The following is a 16,084-nucleotide window of genomic DNA, read 5'->3' on the forward strand; positions in this document are numbered from 1 at the left end:
GGGCCATGCAGGTTGTGGCGACGAGTGTCATCGCGGTCCTGGGCACCCTTCTGAGTTCGGCCCTGACCTACGTGTTCCAGCGGAGGAACGCCGAGCGGTCCGAGCAGTTCGCGCGGAACGAGCGGCTGCGGCAGGAACGAATAGACGCCTACTGCGCGTTCGGCGGTGCGCCGGCCGACTACCGCCGGGGCAGATGGATTACTGGTACGCCGGGCACGACGGCCGGAACGTGACCGACGGGGAGCTGCACGAGTTCGCCCGGGAGGCGCAGCGCCTGCGCACGGTTGCGATGGAGGCCATGTTCCGGGTTGAACTCCTCACTGACTCCGCCGAGTTGTCGGCTCTCGTGCGCTGCGCGCTCAAGGCCGCCGACCGGCTTCACTCAGGCAGGTCGCGGGAGGAGCTGGCTGCGGCACGGGAGGAGTCGCGCACGCTGGTCTATGACTTCATCGCCGCGGCACGCGCGTTCGTCCCTGGGCTGATCGCCGGCTGATCAGGCCCTCGTCCGGGACGGCAATCCCGGCGAGGGCCGATGCATGTCTCTGAGTTGTCGAGGCTGACGCTGCACCACGGAGGTGGCCTCGCGTCAGTTCGGGCGGGGAAGTTCACCCCTGAGAGTGGCCCGACGGCCTCGCCGCACGCGAGCCGTACGCCAGCCGCCCACGCACCGCAGGCGGGGTACGGCGAGGCGGGTGGGAGGGTTCTTTTCCCCAGTCCTTTGAAGGGTGTCGCGCGGCACCGGATCGCGGGGCGAGTCGATCCGGTGGTCGGTGTCGGTGTCGGTGTCAGTGGCGGCGTCGGTGTCAGTGGCGGGCGGCACGATGACGTCCATGCGGATCACAGAGGAGACCCTCACTTCGGCCTGGCACCGGAAGGCCGCCGGTTCCGAACTGCTCGACGACGCGATGCTCCCGCCCATCGTGGCGGCCGGCGACTACGACCACGCGTCACCGGGCCTCGAACCCGAGGAGCTGTACATCGAGTTGGCCGACGACGGCACGGTACGCGGATCCAACGGCGACGAGGAGGAACTCTTCGACTCCGACGACCTCGACCTGGTGCTGTACTTCATCGCTGAGGAGGTGACGCGGACGCTCGCCCGGCAGGATTCCGATGCCGGCGCGTCCTCGGGCCGGGGCGCCGGCGCCGTGGTCCGGCAGGCCGAGCTGCTCGACCATATCGACGCGGCGTGGGGCAGGCGCTTCCGCAGCGGCGGCACGGACGACACCGGAACCGTCGAGCCATGCGGGACCGACCCGATCGACGGCTTCGCCTGGGTCTCAGGGGGTTGGAGGGAGCAGGCCCCCTACACCCACCTCGCGTTCTACCGCGGCGAGAACGTCAAGCCCGAGGAGATCGCTCTCTTCCACAGCGCCGACCCGGACGACGTCGCCGCAGGCGTCCGGCTCTCCGACCTGCCGGCCCTGCTCGCCCAGGGCCGGAACCCCGGTTCCTCTTTGGACTGGCAGACGTTCTGCTACGGCCAGGCGGGCGAATGGGCGTACCTGCTGTACCACGACACGCCCCCGCGCGGCTGCTCCGACAAGGAGCGGAAGGAGCAGGAGGAACGGTACAACCGGCTCGGCATCACCGAGTCCGTGTGGCTCAGCGCCTGCTCCGCCAAGGCGATCTATACCTTCGACTACATGCGCGACGGGGTCTGCGTCGCCGACGACGTCCTCAGCGCCCTGGAGCTCATCTCGTACGACCTGGGCCGCGCCCCCTACCGCCGTGGCGGCCAGCTGGACTTCCTCAACCGGGCCATACGCCGAGCGGAGCTCGACCACCCGGAAGTGACCGACGAGTTCCAGCTGTACTTCCACGCCCTTGAGACCGCGCTCGGCCTCGGGCTGCCCCGCACCGACATCGAACAGGGCACCGCCCGCGCGGCACGCTGGGCGCCCCGCGACACCTGACCTGGCTGACGGAATGCCGCCCGCCAGACCGAGGCCGCGTGCGTCGGCACCGGGACGTGGACGGGCGGGACCCGGTCCGGCCCCGGCCGACCCCGGCCGAATTCCGCGCACGGCCTGGCCTCAGCCCGATCCTTCCGACAAGATCACCAGCATGCTTGCAACAGTGGCGAACGTGGCGGTGGACTGCAGGAACGCGTAAGAGCTGGCGCGCTTCTGGAGCGAGGTGACCGGGCACCCGGGAAGGCCACCGCCCGACACGAGATCGGGCACATGTTCGGCGACTCGCACGAGCACCAGAACCCGTTCGCGGGGATCGAGTGGGACGAGGAGAAGGTGTACCCCACCCTCGGCGCCCCTCCGAACAACTGGTCACGGGAGCAGACCTTCCACAACATCCTGCGCAAGCTGTCCACCAGCGAGGTCGAGGGGTCCGACTGGGACCCGGAATCGATCATGGAGTACGCCTTCCCTCCCGGCCTGATCCGCCGGCCGGAGAAGTACCACCGCGAAGGCATTCCGGATCCCCTGGTCATCTCCGAGCACGACAAGGAGTACGTCAGGCGGTGGTACCCGCCCCTGGAGGACAGTCCGGCCGAACTCCACCCGTTCCAGTCGGTCGAACTGACCCTCGCCGCCGGTGAGCAGTCGGACTTCGCCATCGTCCCGTCGGAGACGCGGATGTACGAGATCGGCACGTTCGGGAACAGCGATGTCGTCATGGTGCTGTTCGAGGAGGTCGGCGGCGAACTGCGGTACTTCACCGCCGTGGACGACAGCGGCGAGGACAGCAACGGCCGGCTGAAGGTGAGGCTCTTCGAAGGGCGCCGGTATGTGCTCCGGACCCGGCTGTACTCAACCTGGGGGCCGGGGAAGGCTGCGCTGATGCTTTGGTGACGCTCTGTTGGCCGCGTGGTAGCGGGCGGTCCTGCTCCCGTATTTCCCATGGGCGAAGAGGGCGGGGACCCTGCCCGGTGCCGTGCCAGGTGCGCTGTTCGTCCTGTTGTCGCACGGCGGCGCGCTATTGAGCTGCGCTCCGCCGTGCGGAGCCTGGCCTACGCCGTCCGGCCCGGGCCGTCAGTGGCTCACCAATCTTTCGACCAGTAGGAGGCGTTCATCGCCACTCCGCGACGATCCGCAGCTTGTACTCCGCGGTGAACGATCGCCGCTTCGGACGCGGCGCCGGATTCGGGTCTGGGGTGCTGGGGGTGTTCTTGCTGGTCATGCCGGGTAGCACTCCTGTCTCACCCATCCAGGCTAACCCGGAACCCCGGGTGCCTCAGCCAAGGCTGTCAAGGAGGGAGCAGCTCGACAGCCTTCGCCGAGGCACCAGGAAGAGTGAGCAGGGGGCGTCTCCGGGATCTGCTGACAGCCCTTGAGGCTCGACTGTCAGGCACGCCTGCCCGGAAGGGACCCCGGCCCGTCGCCTTTCTGTTGGACACCGTGGACCTGCTCCTCCACGACGACATCCGGGGGTGAAGGACTCGGGGCCAGCGATCGATGCGAGGCTGTCGGGAGGGGGAAAACGTGACGCTCGTTTGACGCTCCGATCTTGAAACCGCTCTGCTGACGCTCACAGAATGACCTCTGACCTGCACTTTCTCCCTCATGTGGAAGATTCGACGTGATCCCGATGACGCATCACGTGGAGTGCGTGGCGATTCTGGAGCCGACCGAAAAGGGCCACTGACCTGCAGCTTCCTGGGTGGCCCGTCTGCTCGACCTGTTTCCCCCCGTCCAACGGGTGAAGCGCGGGATGGCCTGCCTCATACCGTCTGACCTGCGGATTCAGTTAGGGAGGACGGCTGCTGCGCCAGCGGTATCAGCGCATTCCTGGGACTGCTGACGCTCGAACGACGCACGTTTTGAGACCCCATCACATTGCCCGGTCGAGTCCGCGGGCGTGACCGGGTCCGCTGTTTCCGGGAGCCGAGCGGTAGGCGGTTGGCTTTATGGCATTTCCAATGCCAAACTACTTCCATGGCTGATGATGCTGACTTCCTCCCGGGCGACGGTCCGAGTAGCGGTATCTCCGTGTCACTGACCGCCGGCACTCTGCAGGCCATCCGCGAGCGGGTGGGCAGGCGCGGCATCTCCGCGTATCTCGAGCGAGCAGCGCAGCGTCAGATCGAGCGCGACAACCTGGACGAGCTCATCGCAGACTTCGAAAAGGCCCACGGCCCGGCAGATCCGGAGGCCGTGGCTGCCAAGCGGGCCAAGCTCACCGGCTCTGCGTCCGAGTCCGGGGCCGCTGCGTGAGTGGAGCCCTGGTTCTGGACAGCGAGGGGCTGGCGAAGGCCGTGCAGCGGGATCAAGAGGTTCACGAGTGGCTGACGGCAGCTCGTGACGCGGATCTCCCTGTGATCACCTCGGCCGCGGTACTGGTCGAGGTCATCCACCCGAGGATCAATGACGCCGCGCTGAAGTGGACCCTTTCCCGTCTCCGCGTCGAGCCGGTCACCCAGGCTGTCGCGCAGTCGGCGGCAGCCCTACTGCGGGGTGCCGAGCTGCACGGGCACAAGTACGCCATTGACGCCATGCTGTGTGCGACGGCGCTGGCGCAGCCGGGTCGGGTGACGATCCTGACCTCTGATGTAGAGGACGTCGAGATGCTTACGGTCGAGCACTCCCGGGTGGTGGTTGAAAAGGTCTAGTAGCACCTCGCGAGCCCGCAATAAGAAGTGCACGTGGGCGCTGAGGCGCCACTCTCGTGGGGGCCATCTCCGGTTTCGCCGGCTGCGCGACCACGCCAGGGTGCCCTCGGGGGAGCGCGTCGCCCCACCTGTTGGCTCGGACATCGACGGAGGTGTCAGGTTCTGATCGACCAGGTCGATGACGTCGGTGGTGCGACGGGACCAGCCCCACAGGCCGATGAGGTCGCGGGCCGTCATCTGACGGGTGCCGTCCTCCCGGACGTCGCGCGTGAGCGCCTCCGATGTCGGCGGGAGGCTCGATCCCGCCTTCGTAGCCCGGGTCGGTCCCTGTCTCGGCCAGCGACCGCACGCGCTCGGCGGCCTCGCGGCGGGACAGTTCGCTGACGGTCGAGAAGGCGCCCATGCTGTCCCAGAGGTCACCACCGATCGCGGCGCGCTCCACCGCCGGGCGCACCCAGTCGACGGGCCGCACATGGCGGAAACCGGGTGCTGCCTTCGCACGGTACTCGTAGCCGCCGATCAACCGCCCGACGGCCACCACAGGCAGGTGCTTGCGAGGCATGACGACGAAGTCTCCGGTGTCCATCGAGATGAAGCGCCACAGCTGGTGCTTCCAGTTGTCGATGGTCCCCCTGAGACTCGTCGGAGTAGGCCGCCGTACGAGAGCGAACGCAAGCCCCACGCCCGCCATGTGATCCGCCTCGCGGTCGCGACCGGCTGGGCCATGACCGGCGGCCAGGACCGGGCCGCCGCACTGCGCCGGGCGGCCGTGGGCGCGGTCTGCCGCATACCCGGCGTGACGGCCCTGGCGACCCGCGACCTCAGCCGCCCCCTGTCCCGGGGCCCGCTGACAGGTCGCAGCCGCCTCGGAGGTACCTTCTGCCCGCAGCCCTGGGTGACCGCCGACGGCGGACGGGCCCGCCTCGACGACGTACTCGGCGACTCCTTCGCCGTCCTGACCGCGGTGCCGCTCACGCCCTCGCTGCGCGCTCTCACCGAGGGGCTCGGCGCGCGGGTCGTCGACGTGCGGGAGACCGGCGACGACGGCACGCTCGCCGCCTGGCTGCGCGCAGGCCGTGCGGACGCCGTCCTGCTGCGCCCCGACCGCGTCGTCCTGGACGTACTCCCGTCGGGCGGCAGCGACTTCACGGACACCGCCGCCTGGGCGCGACTGCTGTGGACCGCCCGTCCCGTCGTCCCCACCGACCAGCCTGCCCCCGCACCCGTGTCGAGGAGCACCACGCGATGACCACGCCGCACCCCACATTCTCGTCAGAACCCTTCTGGGCCCCGGACCCGGAGTCCGCCGCGCGCAGCCGTATCGCGGACTTCGCCCGCTGGGCCGCCCGCCACCGGGGTGTGGAGACGGGCTCCGACTACGCCGCCCTGCACCGCTGGTCGCCCTACCCCTGGCGGCACGGCGACTGGATCACCCTCACCTCCCACGGCTCGGTGATCGTGCACGGCCGCTCCGACTCCACCCTCAACCGCAACGGCGTACGGCTCGGGAGCGCCGACATCCACGACGTCGTCGAACGGCTCCCCGAGATCACCGAGGCCCTGGTCATCGGTGCCGAAGAACCCGACGGCGGCTACTGGATGCCGCTGTTCGTCGTCCCCGCGGCCGGAGTGACCCTGGACGACGCCCTCCGCGACCGGATCCGCGACGCCATCCGCACCGGCGCCTCACCCCGCCACGTCCCCGACGAGATCCTCGAAGTCCCCGCCATCCCGCACACCCGCACCGGCAAGAAACTCGAAGTGCCCGTCAAACGCCTCCTCCAAGGTGCATGGGTCGAGCAGGTCGTCAACCCCGCAGCGGTCGACAACCCCGACCTCATCGACTACTTCGCCCGCCTGGGTGCCGACCGCCGCAGCCGGAGGAGCACCGTGGTGCCGACCGGTCCAGGGACGTCAGCAAAGCCCTGAAACCCTCAGCACAGCCTGCGTGGTCTCGTCGTCGATGTGCCGGCCCAGTTGCCGCAGCACGTCACCTCCCTGGCACAGACTGCCGCGCTCACGGGAGCGGTGGGCGCCCGTGTCGAGTTCGTGCCACAGCAGGGGGTTGGCGATGAGGACGCGGGGGTCGAGTTCCAGCCGGTGTCCGTAGGCGTCCCGCAGGACGAGCGGCGAGGTCACGTCGCCGTACTGCAGGACGGCCACGAGTGCGTCGGTGCACACCATGCGCCTGCGTACGGGGCCGCGTACCGTCAGCCAGCCGTTGTCCGCGGTGACGCGGGACGGAAGCAGGACGGCGAATGCCATGGCCGACAGGGAGCACCACAGAGCCGTGCGGGGCGGCGTCAGGGTGCCGGCGTCCCAGTCGACCAGCAGGGTCATGCCGCACAGGACAAGAGCGCAGCCGGTCGCGAAGCGGGCGCTGTCGCGCCAGTGCCGGTCGCCGGTGGGGTGGGGCGGGCTCCCATTCACGGGCGCAACGGTAGGCGGCCCGATGTGCGGGCGCGCCTGCCGCTGACGGTGCCCTGACGCCGTACGTCCGGTTCTTGACGCCGTCCTGACGCCCGCAGTCCTGACGCCCCTGGCCGGTTCAGCCGACGTGCACGCGGGGCCGGCGGGAGCGGTCGGGTTCGGCCTCGCGGAGGACCTCGCGGGTGACCGGCGCGACCTCGCCCTGGCCGAACAGGAAGAAGCGCAGGAAGTTGGCGAAGGGGTTGCCCTCGGTCCACTCGAAGTAGATGTGCGGGGTGCAGCCGGTGGTGTCGCGGACGTGGAGGACCAGGGCGGCCAGAGCGTTGGGGATGGAGGAGCTCTCCAGGGTCAGGACGCGGTAGCGGTCGTGGAGGACTTCGCCGCGGACCGTGAGGCCCGCCTCGAACTCCGACGGGTCGCCGACGGTGACCTCGACGAAGACGAAGTCCTCCTGGGCCGGGAGGTCGTTGTCGTGACGGATCTGCTCGATCTTGTCGCGGTACTCGGCGACGTCACGGCGGTCGGGCTCGTTGGCGATGAACCGGATCTTGCGGTGGGCCATGTCGCGGACGAACCGTCCGGCCATGTCGTCGAGCGCGACGTGGGTGACGCGGAGTTCGAAGGCGCGGGCGAGCCGCGACAGGAGCGAGACGAGGATGATCCCGGCGATGAAGCAGGCGCCGATCTTCACACCGTCGGGGCGCTCGATGACGTTCAGGACCGTCGTGTAGAGGAACACCGCGGAGATGACGGCGAAGCCGATGGTCCAGCCCTTCTGGCCGGCCTTGCGCGCGGCGATGGTGACCGCGATGGCCGCGGAGCTGATCAGGACCAGCACACCGGTGGCGTACGCGCCGCCCTGCGCGTCGACGTCCGCGTCGAAGATCCAGGTGACGAAGAAGCCGATCAGGGTGAAGACGATCACCATGGGGCGCACGGCGCGGGCCCAGTGCGGGGCCATGCCGTAGCGGGGCAGGTAGCGGGGCATCAGGTTGAGCAGCCCGGCCATGGCGGAGGCGCCGGCGAACCACAGGATGGCGATCGTCGAGGCGTCGTAGACGGTGCCGAAGGTGTTGCCCAGGTACTCGTGTGCGAGATAGGCGAGCGCGCGGCCGTTGGCATCGCCACCGGACTCGAACTGCTTCTCCGGGATGAGCAGCGTGGTGATGAAGCTCGTGGCGATGAGGAACACGCTCATGATCAACGCTGCCCAGGTCAGCAGTTTCTTCGTGCCGCGGATCCGGCCGGCGGGCTTGTCCTCCGTGTCGCCGGGGTCGCCCTGGACGTGCGGCATGACCGCCACACCGGTCTCGAAGCCGGACAGACCGAGCGCCAGCTTCGGGAAGACCAGCAGGGCCACGCCGACCATGACGAAAACGTTTCCGTGCTGGGTGGTCAGAGCGGAGGACCAGTCGGTCACGACATGACCCGCGGTGGCCACGTGCCACAGTCCCACCGCCACGACGACGGCGTTGAGCACGAGATAGACCCCCACCAGCGCGACGGCGACGCCGATGGCCTCCAGGAAGCCCTTGAGGAACACGGCGCCGAGGAGCGCGATGAGGATCAGGGTGATCAGCATCTGCTTGTCGTGCAGAGCGTCGGTGAGATGGGGGTTCTCCACCAGGTGGGTGGAGGCGTCGGCCGCCGACAGGGTGATGGTGATCAGGAAGTCGGTCGCGGCGAACCCGAGCAGCGTGAGGACGAAGAGCTTGCCCTTCCAGAACGTCAGCAGCCGCTCCAGCATCGCGATCGAGCCCTGTCCGTGCGGGCTCTCATCGGCCACCCGCCGGTACACCGGCAGCGCGCCCGCCAGCGTCACGATCACCAGCACGATGGTCGCGATGGGGGACAGCAGGCCGGCCGCGAGGGCGGCGATGCCCGGCTGGTAACCGAGGGTGGAGAAGTAGTCCACGCCGGTCAGGCACATCACCCGCCACCACCGCTGTCCCTTGTGGGCGGGCTCCGGCGCGGCGTGCGGGCCCTGCTGGTGGCCTGCCATGTCGGAGAGGCCTTCCAGCATCCACGTGCGCAATCGGCTCACAGGCGGGTGTTCCGTGGTGGCCATCGAGGTGCTCTCCTGAAGTGCGGCTCAGCGTGGGAATCCGGCCATCACTCGGACGGCGGGACCAGCGTAAGCAGAGAGTGATGCATGGGCCTTCGGTTGAGGCGGTCGAGCGCGTCAAGCTTGCGTTAAGACCAGCCGGTCGGTTGTCAGGGGCGCGTCAGTAGTACGGGCGTACCGGGATGAGAAGGGGCGGGGCCTGGGTCGTACGGGGAGGGGAGGCCGGGCGACCTACCAGGTCATGGGCGGACACACAGCGTCATGGTTGTGCACCCGGCTCCCCGGACGAGGCCCGACGACGGTGCCGGGGTAGAGACGGAGGAGCGTGCGGAGGAGCGTGCCTTCGGCGGCCGGACCGCCCGCGCCGTCAAACCTCCGTCAAAGCGATCCCGGAACGCGTCAGGAGCGCATCAACACGCGCAGCCGATGGCCGATACCGGTCGCAGACTCTGCGGCACGAAGGACGGGCGACCGTCCATGGTGTGACGTCGGAGGGCGCGTGACCATCACCACCGGAACCACGCGCAGTCCTGAGGCGGAAGCCACAACCGCCGCACGGACAGGGCATGGCGCACGGACACAGCATGGACAGGCCACACACCCAGCGGGCGGTCCGGATCCGCGGCGACGAGGCGGGCCGCGGCCGGACGGCCCCGGGCACCGCCTCCGCCGCGAGCCCGCGGCCGCGTGGGACGCGCTGCGTCGCCGCCACTGGGCGACTCTCCCCGCGCGGCTGCGTCTTCTGCGCGCGGCCACGGCCTCCCTCACCACGGCCCTGGCCCTCCTGCTCCTGCTCTCCGGGCTCGCCGTCTCCGGCACCTGGGACGCGATCGCCGGGCGCGACGCGCCGCGCACCACCAGCGCCACCGACCTCGACCTCTCCCTCAACGACATGGACGCGCAGGCCGCCAACATCCTGCTGTCCAGCGGCGACGCCACGGGCAGAGGGCGGATGAAGACGCCGTACCGCAAGGCGGTCGCGTTCTACGGCGACGCCCGCCGGGCCATCGGCCACGACCTGCGCACGCTGGCCGTGGCCGCGGAGGGCGACCGCGCCGCCGAGAAGACCGTGGAGTCGCTCACCGACGACTTCGCCGAGTACCAGGAGCTGATCGGCCGGGCCCTGGAGAACGACGGGCGGCCCGGCGGCAAGGCTGCCGCCATCGCCGACTACCGCACCGCCACCGACCTGCTCCAGGACCGGCTCCTGCCGCAGGCAAGGAAGTTGGTGGACTCCAACAACCGTGCCTTCGAGGAGGAGTACCGGGCCGCACGCTCGGCTCTCGCCGCGCGGCTGGCCGCCGGCGTGACGCTGGGCGCGCTGCTGCTGGCCCTGCTCGGTGTCCTCCAGTGGTACCTGGCGCGCACCTTCCGCCGCGTCCTCAACCCGGGTGTCCTGGCCGCCACGGTCTGCACGCTCCTCGCCGTCCTCCTCGGCGCCCAGATGCTCGACGCGTCCGGCGAGGACCTGCGCGGCGCCCGCCGCGACGCGTTCGACTCCGTCGTCGCCCTCTCCCGTGCCCGCGCCACCGCCTACGACGCCAACGCCGACGAGAGCCGCTACCTCCTCGACCCCCAGCGCCGCAGCCAATACGAGCGGGCGTTCTGGGACAAGTCGCAGCAGCTGTACGGGGTGAAGGGGGCGATCCTCTCGACGTACGACGACGGCCTCGACAGGACCTGGAGGGCGTACCGGCGCGACCCCGGGGACCGGGAGTTCACCGGGGAGTTCCGGCGCGAGCTCGACAACATCACCTTCACCGGAGAGCGTGCCGCGGCGGAGAGGACGGTCGAGGCGTACGCCGTGTACCAGCGCGACGACCGGCGGATCCGCGCGCTGGTCGCGGAGGGCAGACAGCGCGAGGCCGTGGAGTTCTGCATCAGCTGGGAGCCGGGGATGTCCAACGACCACTTCGGGGCGTGGATGGACGCCCTGGACAGGGTCACCGACATCAACCGCCACCACTTCGCCGCCTCCGTGAGCGCCGGTCGCTCCACCGTGACGGGGCTGCTGCCCTGGGCATGCGGGCTGCTGCTGGCCGCGGGCGCGCTGACGATCCTCGGGCTCCGGCCCAGGCTGGCCGAGTTCCGCTGAAGCCGCTTGCCCGTCGGGTGAGCGGGAGTCGTAAGAGACGCGTCAAAGGCGTCGGGGCCGCCGTAAGGGAGCCGTCAACGGCGGTCGCATCCGGCCGGAGAGGCGCTTTCCTCTAGTCGTCCGATTCTTTTCCGAACCTCATCCAGGAGCTTGCGATGGCCGATGTGGCCTTCGTCCTCACCACGATCGCGGTGTTCGCGCTCGTGGCTCTCGTCGCCAAGGGGGTGGCGAAGCTGTGACCGCCGAGAACATCGTCGGCCTGGTCGTGGCTGTCGCCCTGCTGGGTTATCTCGTCCTCGCCCTCGTCTTCCCGGAGAGGTTCTGACCAGCGTTATGGGTCCCGTCCTTGCCGGCGTACTCCAGCTGCTCGCGCTCATAGCGGCTCTGGCGCTCGCCTACCGCCCCCTCGGCGACCACATGGCCCGCGTCTACTCCTCCGACAAGCACTGGCGCGTCGAGAAGTGGATCTACAAGGGCATCGGCGCCGACCCGGAAACCGAGATGCGCTGGCCCGCCTATCTGCGCGGTGTCCTCGCCTTCTCGGCTGCCGGGGTCCTCTTCCTCTACCTGCTGCAGCGCATCCAGGGCGTCCTGCCCGGCTCGCTGGGCTTCTCCTCCATAGACCCCGACCAGGCGTTCAACACCGCGGCGTCCTTCGTGTCGAACACCAACTGGCAGTCGTACTACGGCGAGCAGGCCATGGGCCACGTCGTGCAGACCGCCGGACTGGCGGTGCAGAACTTCGTATCCGCTGCTGTCGGCATGGCCGTGGCCGTGGCGCTGGTGCGCGGCTTCGCGCGGTCGCGCAGTGGTGAACTCGGCAACTTCTGGTCGGACATGGTGCGCGGCGTGATCCGCATCCTGCTGCCGATCTCCGTCGTCGCCGCGATCGTCCTCGTGGCCTGCGGTGCCATCCAGAACTTCTCCGGCATCCACGAGGTCGGCCAGTTCTTCGGCGGCACGCAGCAGTGGAACGGCGGCGCGGTCGCCTCGCAGGAGGCCATCAAGGAGCTCGGCACCAACGGCGGCGGCTACTTCAACGCCAACTCGGCCCACCCGTTCGAGAACCCGACGCCGTTCACCAACCTGTTCGAGATCTTCCTGCTGCTGGTGATCCCGTTCGCGCTGACCCGGACGTTCGGGATCATGGTCGGTTCGGTCAAACAGGGCTACGCGATCCTCGCCACGATGGCGACCATCTGGGTCGGCTTCGTGGCCCTGATGATGTGGACCGAGTTCGCGCACCACGGCCCGGCGTTCGAGATCGCCGGCGGTGCGATGGAGGGCAAGGAGGTCCGCTTCGGCGTCGGCTCCTCGTCGATCTTCGCGGTGTCGACGACGCTGACCTCGACGGGTGCGGTGGACTCCTTCCACTCCTCCTTCACCGGCCTGGGCGGCGGGATCACCCTGCTGGGCATGATGCTGGGCGAGATCGCGCCCGGCGGTACCGGCTCCGGCCTCTACGGCATGCTGATCATGGCGGTCATCGCGGTGTTCATCGCCGGTCTGATGGTCGGCCGTACGCCCGAGTACCTGGGCAAGAAGATCGGCACCCGCGAGATCAAGCTGGCCGCGTGCTACATCCTCGTCACCCCGGCGCTGGTGCTCGTCTTCACCGCCGCGGCGATGGCGCTGCCCACCCCGGGCAACTCGATGACCAACAGCGGCGCGCACGGGTTCTCGGAGATCCTCTACGCCTACACCTCCGGCGCCAACAACAACGGCTCGGCCTTCGCCGGTCTGAACGCCGACACCCAGTGGTTCAACACCACGATCGGGCTCGCGATGCTGCTCGGCCGGTTCCTGCCGATGGTGTTCGTGCTGGCGCTCGCCGGCTCGCTCGCCGGGCAGAATCCGGTGCCGGTCACGGCGGGCACGCTGCGTACCGAAAAACCGCTGTTCACCGGCCTGCTGGTGGGCGCGATCCTGATCATCACCGGTCTCACGTACTTCCCGGCCCTCGCGCTGGGCCCGCTCGCCGAGGGGCTGGCGGCATGACCACGCGTACAGGCATTTCCACCCGTACAGGCATTTCCACCCGTACAGAGAAGCAAGAGGACTCGATGTCCACCGCCGCCACTCCGGCCCGGGCGCCGCACAGCGACGTACCCACCGGGCACAAGACCACCGAGAGCCGTGTCGGGGCGGGCCTCTTCGACCCCCGGCAGCTGGTGAAGTCGCTGCCGGACGCCTTCCGCAAGCTCGACCCGCGCGTGATGGTCAAGTCGCCCGTCATGTTCGTCGTCCTGGTCGGGTCCGTCCTGACGACCGTCTTCTCCTTCAAGGACCCGGGCGACTGGTTCGGCTGGGCGATCAGCGCCTGGCTCTGGCTGACCGTGATCTTCGCCAACCTGGCGGAGGCGGTGGCCGAGGGCCGCGGCAAGGCGCAGGCCGACACGCTCCGGAAGGCCAAGACCGACACCGTCGCGCGCCGGCTGCCGGCGGACGGCACCGCCGAGGAGCGGGTGCCCGGCACCGAACTGCACGTCGGCGACCTGGTCGTGTGCGAGGCGGGCGACATCATCCCGGGCGACGGTGATGTCGTCGAAGGTGTGGCCTCGGTGGACGAGTCGGCGATCACCGGTGAGTCGGCGCCCGTCATCCGCGAGTCCGGCGGCGACCGGTCGGCCGTCACCGGCGGTACGAAGGTGCTGTCCGACCGGATCGTCATCAGGATCATGACGAAGCCGGGTGAGACCTTCATCGACCGGATGATCAACCTGGTAGAGGGCGCGGCCCGGCAGAAGACCCCGAACGAGATCGCGCTGAACATCCTGCTCGCGTCGCTCACGATCGTCTTCCTGCTGGCCGTCGCCACGCTGCCGCCGTTCGCGGCCTACGCGGGCACGCACCTGACCATGGTCGTGCTGGTGGCCCTGCTCGTCTGCCTGATCCCCACCACGATCGGCGCGCTGCTGTCGGCGATCGGCATCGCGGGCATGGACCGGCTGGTGCAGCGCAATGTGCTCGCCATGTCCGGGCGCGCGGTCGAGGCCGCCGGTGATGTGTCGACGCTGCTGCTCGACAAGACGGGCACCATCACGCTCGGCAACCGGCAGGCCGCCGAGTTCGTGCCGGTGCGGGGCGTGACGGCCGCCGAGGTCGCGGACGCCGCCCAGCTCTCCTCGCTGGCCGACGAGACGCCCGAGGGCCGCTCCGTCGTCGTACTGGCGAAGGAGGAATACGGGCTACGGGAGCGTCAGCAGGGCGAGTTGGCGCATGCCGAGTGGGTCGCCTTCACCGCCCAGACGCGGATGTCCGGCGTGGACGTCGACGGACACAGGATCCGTAAGGGCGCCGTCGGTTCGGTCGTCGCCTGGGTCCAGGAGCGGGGCGGCACGGTCGCCGATGATGCGGTCGAGATCGCCGACCGCATCTCGGAAGCGGGCGGTACGCCGCTGCTCGTGGCCGTCGAGGACGCTGACGGCGCACGGGTCCTCGGCGTGGTCCACCTCAAGGACGTGGTCAAGGACGGCATGCGGGAGCGGTTCGACGAGCTGCGCCGCATGGGCATCAAGACGATCATGATCACGGGTGACAACCCGCTGACGGCCAAGGCGATCGCCGAGGAGGCGGGTGTCGACGACTTCCTCGCGGAGGCCACGCCCGAGGACAAGATGGCCCTCATCAAGCGCGAGCAGGCGGGCGGCAAGCTCGTCGCGATGACCGGCGACGGTACGAACGACGCGCCCGCGCTGGCCCAGGCGGACGTCGGCGTGGCGATGAACACCGGTACGTCGGCCGCCAAGGAGGCCGGCAACATGGTCGACCTCGACTCCAACCCGACCAAGCTCATCGAGATCGTCGAGATCGGCAAGCAACTCCTTATCACCCGAGGCGCGTTGACGACGTTCTCCATCGCCAACGACGTCGCGAAGTACTTCGCGATCATCCCCGCGCTGTTCGCGGCGGTCTACCCGGGCCTGGACAAGCTGAACATCATGCAGCTCTCCTCGCCCGACTCCGCCATCCTGTCAGCGGTCATCTTCAACGCGCTGATCATCATCGCGCTCGTGCCGCTCGCCCTGCGGGGTGTGCAGTACCGGCCGGTGAGCGCCGACAGGATGCTCCGCCGCAACCTCGGGATCTACGGCCTGGGCGGGCTCATCGCCCCCTTCGTCGGCATCAAGATCATCGACGTACTCATCTCTCTGATCCCCGGAGTCGGCTGATCGCCATGAACAACTCGGTCATCAACACCGCCCGGCTGCTCGCGGCGGGCCTGCGGGCCCTCCTCGTACTGACCGTGGTGACGGGCATCCTCTACCCGCTGGTCATCACCGGCGTGGCCCAGGGGCTGTTCAACGGCAAGGCGAACGGCTCCGAGATCACGTACCAAGGCAAGGTCGTCGGCTCCTCGCTCATCGGCCAGGCGTACAACCTGCCGCTGAAGAAGGGGCAGGAAACCCCGGAGCCCGACCTGAAGTGGTTCCAGGCGCGCCCGCAGAACGGCCTCGGCACCAACAGCGTCAACACGCAGTACAAGCTGATCCTGTCCGGTGCCACCAACCGCTCCGGCGACAACAAGGATCTGGTCGACTGGGTCAAGGCCGCCAAGGCCGCGGTCGTCAAGGACAACTCGGTGCCCGGCTACACGGTCAAGCCCTCCGACGTCCCCGCCGACGCGGTGACGTCCTCAGGCTCCGGACTGGACCCGGATATCTCCCCGCAGTACGCCGACCTCCAGGTGCACCGCGTCGCGGAGAAGAACGGCCTGTCCGTCGCGCGGGTCCAGAAGCTCGTGGCCGAGCACACCGAGGGCCGCACTCTGGGCTTCATCGGCGAGCCCCGGGTGAACGTCCTCGAACTCAACATCGCGCTCAGGGAACTCGTGGCGAAGAGCTGACGGCGCTCTCGTCGCCGTCCTCGCCTCGGCCTTGCAACCGGATACTTCGCCTCGTTACCTTGCGTCCGAATCCGGCGAGGG

At 69.2% G+C, this 16,084-nt stretch carries 14 protein-coding genes and 2 pseudogenes; 13 read left to right on the forward strand and 3 right to left on the reverse strand.

Annotated features, from left to right (window positions below; translation table 11 throughout):
* The first annotated feature begins 5 nt into the window (after nt 1-5).
* From ABT009_RS27260 to ABT009_RS27285, 6 genes are all read left to right on the forward strand, one after another.
* Entirely contained in the window at nt 6-233 is a 228-nt protein-coding gene (locus tag ABT009_RS27260; protein WP_351300223.1) for a hypothetical protein, read from the forward strand.
* The gene (gene kilB / locus ABT009_RS27265) at nt 230-493 is read left to right on the forward strand and encodes a plasmid transfer protein KilB (protein WP_351300226.1); all 264 of its coding nucleotides are present in this window, start codon (nt 230-232) and stop codon (nt 491-493) included. Before ABT009_RS27260 ends, kilB begins: the two co-directional genes overlap by 4 nt.
* 337 nt (nt 494-830) lie before the next feature.
* Nucleotides 831-1,916, forward strand: coding sequence for a hypothetical protein (locus ABT009_RS27270; RefSeq protein ID WP_351300229.1), 1,086 nt, complete (start codon nt 831-833; stop codon nt 1,914-1,916).
* 270 nt (nt 1,917-2,186) lie between these two features.
* On the forward strand, nt 2,187-2,810 hold the full coding sequence (locus ABT009_RS27275) for a zinc metalloprotease (protein WP_351300232.1): 624 nt from the start codon (nt 2,187-2,189) through the stop codon (nt 2,808-2,810).
* A gap of 1,083 nt (nt 2,811-3,893) precedes the next feature.
* Nucleotides 3,894-4,172, forward strand: coding sequence for a hypothetical protein (locus tag ABT009_RS27280; protein ID WP_351300236.1), 279 nt, complete (start codon nt 3,894-3,896; stop codon nt 4,170-4,172).
* A complete protein-coding gene (locus ABT009_RS27285) occupies nt 4,169-4,567 on the forward strand; it encodes a PIN domain-containing protein (protein WP_351300239.1) in 399 nt (132 codons plus the stop codon). The genes ABT009_RS27280 and ABT009_RS27285 overlap by 4 nt, the downstream gene beginning before the upstream one ends.
* Here the strand turns inward: ABT009_RS27285 and ABT009_RS47465 are convergent.
* On the reverse strand, nt 4,527-5,258 hold the full coding sequence (locus tag ABT009_RS47465) for a DUF8426 domain-containing protein (RefSeq protein WP_502989962.1): 732 nt from the start codon (nt 5,256-5,258) through the stop codon (nt 4,527-4,529). The genes ABT009_RS27285 and ABT009_RS47465 overlap by 41 nt on opposite strands.
* Here ABT009_RS47465 and ABT009_RS27290 point away from each other — a divergent pair.
* Nucleotides 5,226-5,816, forward strand: a pseudogene (locus tag ABT009_RS27290) (bifunctional 3-(3-hydroxy-phenyl)propionate/3-hydroxycinnamic acid hydroxylase MhpA); the annotation flags it as partial. The gene ABT009_RS47465 and the pseudogene ABT009_RS27290 sit on opposite strands and share 33 nt — an antisense overlap.
* 149 nt (nt 5,817-5,965) lie before the next feature.
* Nucleotides 5,966-6,496 (forward strand): annotated as a pseudogene (locus ABT009_RS27295) (AMP-binding enzyme); the annotation flags it as partial.
* Here the strand turns inward: ABT009_RS27295 and ABT009_RS27300 are convergent.
* On the reverse strand, nt 6,482-6,997 hold the full coding sequence (locus tag ABT009_RS27300) for a hypothetical protein (RefSeq protein WP_351300242.1): 516 nt from the start codon (nt 6,995-6,997) through the stop codon (nt 6,482-6,484). The pseudogene ABT009_RS27295 and the gene ABT009_RS27300 sit on opposite strands and share 15 nt — an antisense overlap.
* Nucleotides 6,998-7,115: 118 nt before the next feature.
* Entirely contained in the window at nt 7,116-9,065 is a 1,950-nt protein-coding gene (locus ABT009_RS27305; RefSeq protein WP_351300245.1) for an APC family permease, read from the reverse strand.
* A gap of 496 nt (nt 9,066-9,561) precedes the next feature.
* Between ABT009_RS27305 and ABT009_RS27310 the strand changes: the two genes are divergently transcribed.
* The 5 genes from ABT009_RS27310 to ABT009_RS27330 all read left to right on the forward strand — a co-directional run bounded on the left by ABT009_RS27310 (nt 9,562) and on the right by ABT009_RS27330 (nt 16,003).
* On the forward strand, nt 9,562-11,157 hold the full coding sequence (locus tag ABT009_RS27310) for a GlnX family signal transduction membrane protein (protein ID WP_351300248.1): 1,596 nt from the start codon (nt 9,562-9,564) through the stop codon (nt 11,155-11,157).
* Nucleotides 11,158-11,392: 235 nt separating this feature from the next.
* Nucleotides 11,393-11,482: a K(+)-transporting ATPase subunit F gene (kdpF, locus tag ABT009_RS27315; protein ID WP_033264828.1), complete on the forward strand. Its 90-nt coding sequence runs from the start codon at nt 11,393-11,395 to the stop codon at nt 11,480-11,482.
* A gap of 8 nt (nt 11,483-11,490) precedes the next feature.
* Nucleotides 11,491-13,155, forward strand: a complete 1,665-nt coding sequence (gene kdpA, locus ABT009_RS27320; protein WP_351300251.1) for a potassium-transporting ATPase subunit KdpA — start codon at nt 11,491-11,493, stop codon at nt 13,153-13,155.
* A 65-nt stretch (nt 13,156-13,220) separates the two neighbouring features.
* Nucleotides 13,221-15,329 (forward strand): potassium-transporting ATPase subunit KdpB, encoded by a 2,109-nt coding sequence (gene kdpB / locus ABT009_RS27325; RefSeq protein WP_351300254.1) that lies wholly within the window; start codon nt 13,221-13,223, stop codon nt 15,327-15,329.
* 5 nt (nt 15,330-15,334) lie between these two features.
* The gene (locus tag ABT009_RS27330; RefSeq protein WP_351300257.1) at nt 15,335-16,003 is read left to right on the forward strand and encodes a potassium-transporting ATPase subunit C; all 669 of its coding nucleotides are present in this window, start codon (nt 15,335-15,337) and stop codon (nt 16,001-16,003) included.
* Nucleotides 16,004-16,084 lie beyond the last annotated feature (81 nt).

The sequence above is a fragment of the Streptomyces sp. NPDC002896 genome (genome assembly GCF_040295225.1).
Classification (GTDB): Bacteria; Actinomycetota; Actinomycetes; order Streptomycetales; family Streptomycetaceae; genus Streptomyces.

Excerpts from the sequence above, each read along its gene's own strand:
- ABT009_RS27270 (WP_351300229.1), top strand. The coding sequence starts at position 831 with ATGCGGATCACAGAGGAGACCCTCACTTCGGCCTGGCACCGGAAGGCC.
- ABT009_RS27275 (WP_351300232.1), top strand. The coding sequence starts at position 2,187 with ATGTTCGGCGACTCGCACGAGCACCAGAACCCGTTCGCGGGGATCGAG.
- kdpB (WP_351300254.1), top strand. The coding sequence starts at position 13,221 with ATGTCCACCGCCGCCACTCCGGCCCGGGCGCCGCACAGCGACGTACCC.
- ABT009_RS27260 (WP_351300223.1), top strand. The coding sequence starts at position 6 with ATGCAGGTTGTGGCGACGAGTGTCATCGCGGTCCTGGGCACCCTTCTG.
- ABT009_RS47465 (WP_502989962.1), bottom strand. The coding sequence starts at position 5,258 with ATGGCGGGCGTGGGGCTTGCGTTCGCTCTCGTACGGCGGCCTACTCCG.
- ABT009_RS27280 (WP_351300236.1), top strand. The coding sequence starts at position 3,894 with ATGGCTGATGATGCTGACTTCCTCCCGGGCGACGGTCCGAGTAGCGGT.
- kdpA (WP_351300251.1), top strand. The coding sequence starts at position 11,491 with ATGGGTCCCGTCCTTGCCGGCGTACTCCAGCTGCTCGCGCTCATAGCG.
- ABT009_RS27330 (WP_351300257.1), top strand. The coding sequence starts at position 15,335 with ATGAACAACTCGGTCATCAACACCGCCCGGCTGCTCGCGGCGGGCCTG.
- ABT009_RS27305 (WP_351300245.1), bottom strand. The coding sequence starts at position 9,065 with ATGGCCACCACGGAACACCCGCCTGTGAGCCGATTGCGCACGTGGATG.